This is a genomic window from Plasticicumulans sp., assembly GCF_035331805.1.
Lineage (GTDB): Bacteria > Pseudomonadota > Gammaproteobacteria > Competibacterales > Competibacteraceae > Plasticicumulans.
The window spans coordinates 1-6,156 of record NZ_DAOLKE010000216.1; the positions used below are offsets into that span (position 1 = coordinate 1).

The window sequence follows — 6,156 nt, forward strand, 5'->3', positions numbered from 1 at the left end:
GGGCTCGGCTGACCACTGCCAGCCGTAGCCCGCCCCGCCGGTGCGGATGCCGCGCCTGCCGCCGCACCGGCGGCACCGGCGACGGCCGACAACACGCGCCGCCGTGGCAGCGATGACCGCGGCCGGCGTCGTGACGACGAACCGCGTGGCAAGGGCGGCGACTTCGACGGCGATCGCCGTGGCAAGGGCAGGAAGGGCGGCAAGGGCGGTCGCCTGGTCGGCGCGGCGTCCAAGCAGGGCTTCGTGAAGCCGGTGTCGCCGATGACGCGCGAGGTGGCGCTGCCCGAGACCATCACGGTCGCCGAGCTGGCGGCGAAGATGGCGGTCAAGGCCACCGAGGTCATCAAGACCCTGATGAAGCTCGGCACCATGGTCACGATCAACCAGGTGCTCGACCAGGAAACCGCCGCGATCGTCGTCGAGGAGATGGGTCACAGCTACAAGCTGCTGTCCGAGAACGCGCTCGAGGACGAACTGGCCGCCGAGATGGGCGTCGTGCACGAGGCGCGCTCGCGTGCGCCGGTGGTCACGATCATGGGCCACGTCGACCACGGCAAGACCTCGCTGCTCGACTACATCCGCCGCACCAAGGTCGCGGCCGGCGAGGCCGGCGGCATCACGCAGCACATCGGCGCCTACCACGTCGAGACCGGCAAGGGCACGATCACCTTCCTCGATACCCCCGGCCACGCGGCGTTCACGGCGATGCGTGCCCGCGGTGCGAAGGCGACCGACATCGTCGTGCTCGTGGTCGCGGCCGACGACGGCGTCATGCCGCAGACGGTCGAGGCGATCCAGCACGCGCGCGCTGCCGGCGTGCCGATCGTCGTCGCCGTCAACAAGATGGACAAGAACGGCATCGATCTCGAACGCGTCAAGAGCGAGCTGTCGCAGCACGGCGTGATCTCGGAAGAGTGGGGTGGCGAGAACCTCTTCGCCTACGTGTCGGCGAAGTCCGGACAGGGCATCGACGGCCTGCTCGACCAGATCCTCGTGCAGGCCGAGGTGCTGGAGCTGACCGCCGCCGTCGACGGCCCGGCCAAGGGCGTGGTCATCGAGTCGCGCCTCGACAAGGGCCGCGGTCCGGTCGCGACGCTGCTGGTGCAGTCCGGCACGCTGCGCAAGGGCGACATCATCCTGACCGGCCTCGAATACGGCCGCGTGCGCGCGATGCTCGACGAGACCGGCCGGCCGATCGACGAGGCCGGTCCGTCGATTCCGATCGAGGTGCTCGGCCTCTCCGGCGCCCCGAACGCCGGTGACGAGGCGGTCGTGGTCAGCGACGAGCGCAAGGCGCGCGAGATCGCGCTGTTCCGCCAGGGCAAGTTCCGCGAGGTCAAGCTGGCGCGCCAGCAGAAGGCCAAGCTCGAGAACGTCTTCAGCCAGATGGCCGAGGGCGAGATCGCGACGCTCAACGTCGTGCTGAAGACCGACGTGCAGGGCTCGGCCGAGGCGCTGTCCGAGGCGCTGACCAAGCTGTCGACCGACGAGGTGCGCGTGCGCATCATTTCGTCCGGCGTCGGCGCGATCAACGAATCGGATGCCAACCTCGCCGTCGCCTCCGAGGCGGTGATGATCGGCTTCAACGTCCGTGCCGACAGCGCGGCGAAGAAGGTCATCGAGGAGGAAGGCGTCGATCTGCACTACTACAGCGTCATCTACGACGTCATCGACGAGATCAAGAAGGCGCTGGTCGGCATGCTCTCGCCCGAGGTCAAGGAGCAGATCATCGGCCTCGTGCAGGTGCGTCAGGTGTTCCGCCATCCGAAGTTCGGCGCGATCGCCGGCTGCATGGTCGTCGACGGCGTGGTCAAGCGCTCGGCGCCGATCCGCGTGCTGCGCGAGAACGTCGTCATCTTCGAGGGCGAGCTCGACTCGCTGCGCCGCTTCAAGGATGACGTCGCCGAGGTCCGGCAGGGCTTCGAGTGCGGCATCGGCGTGCGCAACTACAACGACGTGCGCGAAGGCGACCAGATCGAGGTCTTCGAGCGCATCGAAGTCCAGCGCACGCTGTAAGCGCAACGGAGCCCGCAGCCGATGGCCAAGGAGTTCTCGCGTACCCGCCGGCTCGGCGAACAGGTGCGCCGTGATCTCGCCGCGCTGATGCGCAGCGAGATCGACGACCGGCGCGTGGCAATGGTCTCAATCACGCAGGTCGAGATCAGCCGCGACCTCGCGCACGCCAAGGTCTGGGTCACCTACCTCGGCCCCGAGGCCGAGCGTCCGGCCGTGCTGAAGCAGCTCGCCGAGCACGCCGGTCTGCTGCGCCAGCAGCTCGGGCGCGGCCTGCACGTGCGCACCGTGCCGCGGCTCGCCTTCGTCTACGACGAATCGATCGAGCGCGGCGCGAAGCTCGATGCGCTGATCCGTCAGGCGGTCGCCGAAGACGCGGCCCGCCACCCCGACGACGCGGACGGTCATCCCGGCGACGACGATCCGGCATGAGTTCCCGTGAAACCCAGCCGCGCGTGCGCCGGGAACGGCGCGACGTGCACGGCATCCTGCTGCTCGACAAGCCTCGCGGCCTGTCCTCGAACGCCGCGCTGCATGCGGTGAAATGGCTGTACGCGGCCCGCAAGGCCGGGCACGGCGGCAGCCTCGATCCGCTCGCCACCGGCCTGCTGCCCTGCCTGTTCGGCGAGGCGACCAAGGTCTCGGGCCTGCTGCTCGATGCCGGCAAGCGCTATCGCTTCACGGCGAAACTTGGCGTCACCACCACGACCGGCGATGCCGAAGGCGCGCTGCTCGCCGAGCGGCCGCTGCCGCCGATCGATGCCGACGTGCTCGAAACCGTGTTCGCGCGCTTTCGCGGCCCGATCGAACAGGTGCCGCCGATGCATTCGGCGCTGAAGCGCGACGGCCGGCCGCTGTACGAGCTCGCCCGCCAGGGCATCGAGGTCGAGCGCGCCCCGCGCAGCGTCACGATCCACAGCCTGCAGCTGCTCGACTGGAGCGCCGGGAGCTTCTCGGCCGAGGTCGCCTGCTCGAAGGGCACCTACATCCGCGTGCTCGCCGAGGACATCGGCGCGGCACTCGGCTGCGGGGCGCACCTGCTCGAACTGCGCCGCATCGGCGTCGAGCCCTGGGATGCCGCGCGCATGCTGACGCTCGATCAGCTGCGCGCCCTCGGCGAGGACCGCGACGCCCTCGATGCCTGTCTGCTGCCGATCGACAGCGCGCTCGCCGGCTGGCCGAGGGTCGAACTCGGCGACGAAGCCGCGCACGGCTTCGTCAACGGCAACCCGGTGCGGGCGAACCCGCTGCCGGTGGACGGCGAGGTGCGGGTCTACGGCAACGGCCGCCTGCTCGGCATCGGCTGCCCGACCGGCGATGGCCGCGTCGCGCCGCGGCGCGTGCTGAATGCGTCCTGAAAACGCTGCCGGGCCGCATCCGCAGGACAGGCGGCACGACGTGCTTCATCCGGCCGCAGACTTGCATGGCGTCCCCTGCGCTTGCCTTGTGGGGCAGCCTGGGGACGGTTAGAATCGCGCGTTCTTTTATACCCACCCGATTCCGCACACGGAATCAGAATTCGGAGTGCCTCAATGTCCCTCAGCAACGAACAGAAGGCCCAGGTCGTCCAGGAATTCCAGCGTGCCGCCAATGACACCGGCTCGCCGGAAGTCCAGGTCGCGCTGCTGACCGCGCGCATCAACGGCCTGCAGCCGCATTTCCAGTCGAACAAGCAGGATCACCACTCGCGCCAGGGCCTGCTGAAGATGGTCAACCAGCGCCGCAAGCTGCTCGATTACCTCAAGCGCGGTGACCTCGGCCGTTATCAGGATCTGATCGCCCGCCTGGGCCTGCGTCGCTGATTCCGTCGTACGCACGCCGCCTCGCATTACCGCTTCCCAGGCAGCACTTCAGGATGGTCCCGTGGCTTCCGTGAAAAAATCCTTTCAGTACGGTCAGCACACCGTCACGCTGGAAACCGGCGAAATCGCCCGTCAGGCCGACGGCGCGGTCATGGTCAGCATGGCTGACACGGTGGTGCTGGTCACCGCGGTGGGGGCGAAGGAAGCCGCGCCGGGGCGGGACTTCTTCCCGCTGACGGTCGACTATCAGGAGCGCACCTATGCCGCGGGCCGCATTCCCGGCGGCTTCTTCCGCCGCGAAGGCCGCCCGTCCGAAAAGGAAACGCTGACCTCGCGCCTGATCGACCGGCCGCTGCGTCCGCTGTTTCCCGAAGGCTTCTACAACGAAGTCCAGATCATCGCGACGGTGATGTCGGCCAACAACGACATCGATCCGGACATCCCGGCGCTGATCGGTGCCTCGGCTGCGGTCGCGCTGACCGGCATGCCCTTCGGCGGCCCGATCGGTGCCGCGCGCGTCGGTTACATCAACGGCCAGTACCTGCTGAACCCCTCGCACTCGGAGCTGAAGACCTCGCAGCTCGATCTCGTCGTCGCCGGCACCGAAAACGCCGTGCTGATGGTCGAGTCCGAAGCGCAGGAGCTCTCCGAGGAAGTCATGCTCGGCGCCGTCGTGTTCGGCCACGAGCAGATGCAGGCCGCGATCCGCGCGATCCGCGAACTCGCCGCCGAAGCCGGCAAGCCGGCCTGGGACTGGTCGGCCCCGGCCGCCGATACCGCGCTCGATGCCGCCGTGCGCAGCGCCGCCTTCGGATCGCTGGTCGAGGCCTACCAGATCGCCGTCAAGCAGGACCGCCAGAACCGCGTGCGCGAAATCCGCGGCTCGGTGGTCGAGCAGCTCGCCGGTGAAGGTGCCGCCTACACGCCGGAAGCCGTCAAGACGGCTTATTCGAACCTCGAATACCGCGTCGTGCGCGACCGCATCCTCGACGGCAACCCGCGCATCGACGGCCGCGACACCAAGACGGTCCGCCCGATCACCGTGCGCGCCGGCGTGCTGCCGCGCACGCACGGCTCGGCGCTGTTCACGCGCGGCGAGACGCAGGCGCTGGTCGTCGCCACGCTCGGCACCACCCGCGACTCGCAGATCATCGACGCGCTCGAAGGCGAGTACCGCGAGCTCTTCATGCTGCATTACAACTTCCCGCCGTTCTCGGTCGGCGAGACCGGCCGCGTCGGCAGCCCGAAGCGCCGCGAGATCGGCCACGGGCGTCTGGCCAAGCGCGGCGTCGCGGCCGTGATGCCGGACATGGAGAAGTTCCCGTACGTCGTGCGCGTGGTCTCCGAGATCACCGAGTCGAACGGCTCCAGCTCGATGGCCTCGGTCTGCGGCTCCAGCCTGGCGCTGATGGACGCCGGCGTGCCGCTGAAGGCACCGGTGGCCGGCATCGCGATGGGTCTGATCAAGGAAGGCGAGCGCTTCGCGGTGCTCTCCGACATCCTCGGTGACGAAGACCACCTCGGCGACATGGACTTCAAGGTTGCCGGCACCACGCAGGGCGTCACCGCGCTGCAGATGGACATCAAGATCGACGGCATCACCAAGGAGATCATGCAGGTCGCGCTGGCCCAGGCCCGCGAAGGCCGCCTGCACATCCTCGGCTGCATGAACGCCGTGCTCGACAGGCCGCGCGACGACATCTCCTCGTTCGCACCGCGCATCGTCACGATCAAGATCAATCCCGACAAGATCCGTGACGTGATCGGCAAGGGCGGCGCGGTCATCCGCCAGCTCACCGAGGAAACCGGCACGACGATCGACATCGACGACGACGGCACGGTCAAGATCGCCGCGGTCGACAAGAGCGCCAGCGACGAGGCGCGCCGGCGCATCGAGATGATCACCGCCGACATCGAGGTCGGTCGCATCTACGAAGGCAAGGTCGTGCGCATCATGGACTTCGGCGCCTTCGTGTCGCTGCTGCCCGGGCGTGACGGCATGGTGCACATCTCGCAGATCTGCGAGGAGCGCATCCAGAGCGTCACCGACAAGCTCGCCGTCGGCGACAGCGTGCGCGTCAAGGTCATGGAAATCGACAAGCAGGGCCGCGTGCGCCTGACCATGCGTCAGGTCGACGCCTGAGACCGGCGGACATCTGTACCGATCGTCGCTGAATCGCTTGCGATCGGTGCGGATGATGCCGTACTCTCGCGCGCTCGCCGCCACCTTGCGGCGAGTACGGAATTCCGGAGAAGTGGCCGAGTGGTCGAAGGCGCACGACTGGAAATCGTGTATACGCTAACCGCGTATCGAGGGTTCGAATCCCTCCTTCTCCGCCAT

The 6,156-nt window shown here is 68.3% G+C and carries 4 protein-coding genes, 1 tRNA gene and 1 pseudogene; all 6 read left to right on the forward strand.

The window, feature by feature from the left end; all coding sequences use genetic code 11:
• Positions 1 to 237: 237 nt before the first annotated feature.
• A pseudogene (gene infB / locus PKE44_RS13630) lies at positions 238 to 2,016 on the forward strand (translation initiation factor IF-2); the annotation flags it as partial.
• Positions 2,017 to 2,037: 21 nt separating this feature from the next.
• Positions 2,038 to 2,445, forward strand: a complete 408-nt coding sequence (gene rbfA / locus PKE44_RS13635) for a 30S ribosome-binding factor RbfA (RefSeq protein WP_324552101.1) — start codon at positions 2,038 to 2,040, stop codon at positions 2,443 to 2,445.
• On the forward strand, positions 2,442 to 3,371 hold the full coding sequence (gene truB, locus PKE44_RS13640) for a tRNA pseudouridine(55) synthase TruB (protein WP_324552103.1): 930 nt from the start codon (positions 2,442 to 2,444) through the stop codon (positions 3,369 to 3,371). Before rbfA ends, truB begins: the two co-directional genes overlap by 4 nt.
• 174 nt (positions 3,372 to 3,545) lie before the next feature.
• Entirely contained in the window at positions 3,546 to 3,815 is a 270-nt protein-coding gene (gene rpsO, locus PKE44_RS13645) for a 30S ribosomal protein S15 (protein WP_324552105.1), read from the forward strand.
• A 61-nt stretch (positions 3,816 to 3,876) separates the two neighbouring features.
• On the forward strand, positions 3,877 to 5,958 hold the full coding sequence (gene pnp / locus PKE44_RS13650) for a polyribonucleotide nucleotidyltransferase (RefSeq protein ID WP_324552107.1): 2,082 nt from the start codon (positions 3,877 to 3,879) through the stop codon (positions 5,956 to 5,958).
• 106 nt (positions 5,959 to 6,064) lie between these two features.
• Positions 6,065 to 6,155: transfer RNA gene (locus PKE44_RS13655), tRNA-Ser, on the forward strand.
• The last annotated feature ends 1 nt before the right edge of the window (position 6,156 follow it).

Bases quoted from the DNA above. Each gene is read 5' to 3' on its own strand.
- truB (WP_324552103.1), top strand. From the start codon at position 2,442: ATGAGTTCCCGTGAAACCCAGCCGCGCGTGCGCCGGGAACGGCGCGAC.
- rbfA (WP_324552101.1), top strand. From the start codon at position 2,038: ATGGCCAAGGAGTTCTCGCGTACCCGCCGGCTCGGCGAACAGGTGCGC.
- rpsO (WP_324552105.1), top strand. From the start codon at position 3,546: ATGTCCCTCAGCAACGAACAGAAGGCCCAGGTCGTCCAGGAATTCCAG.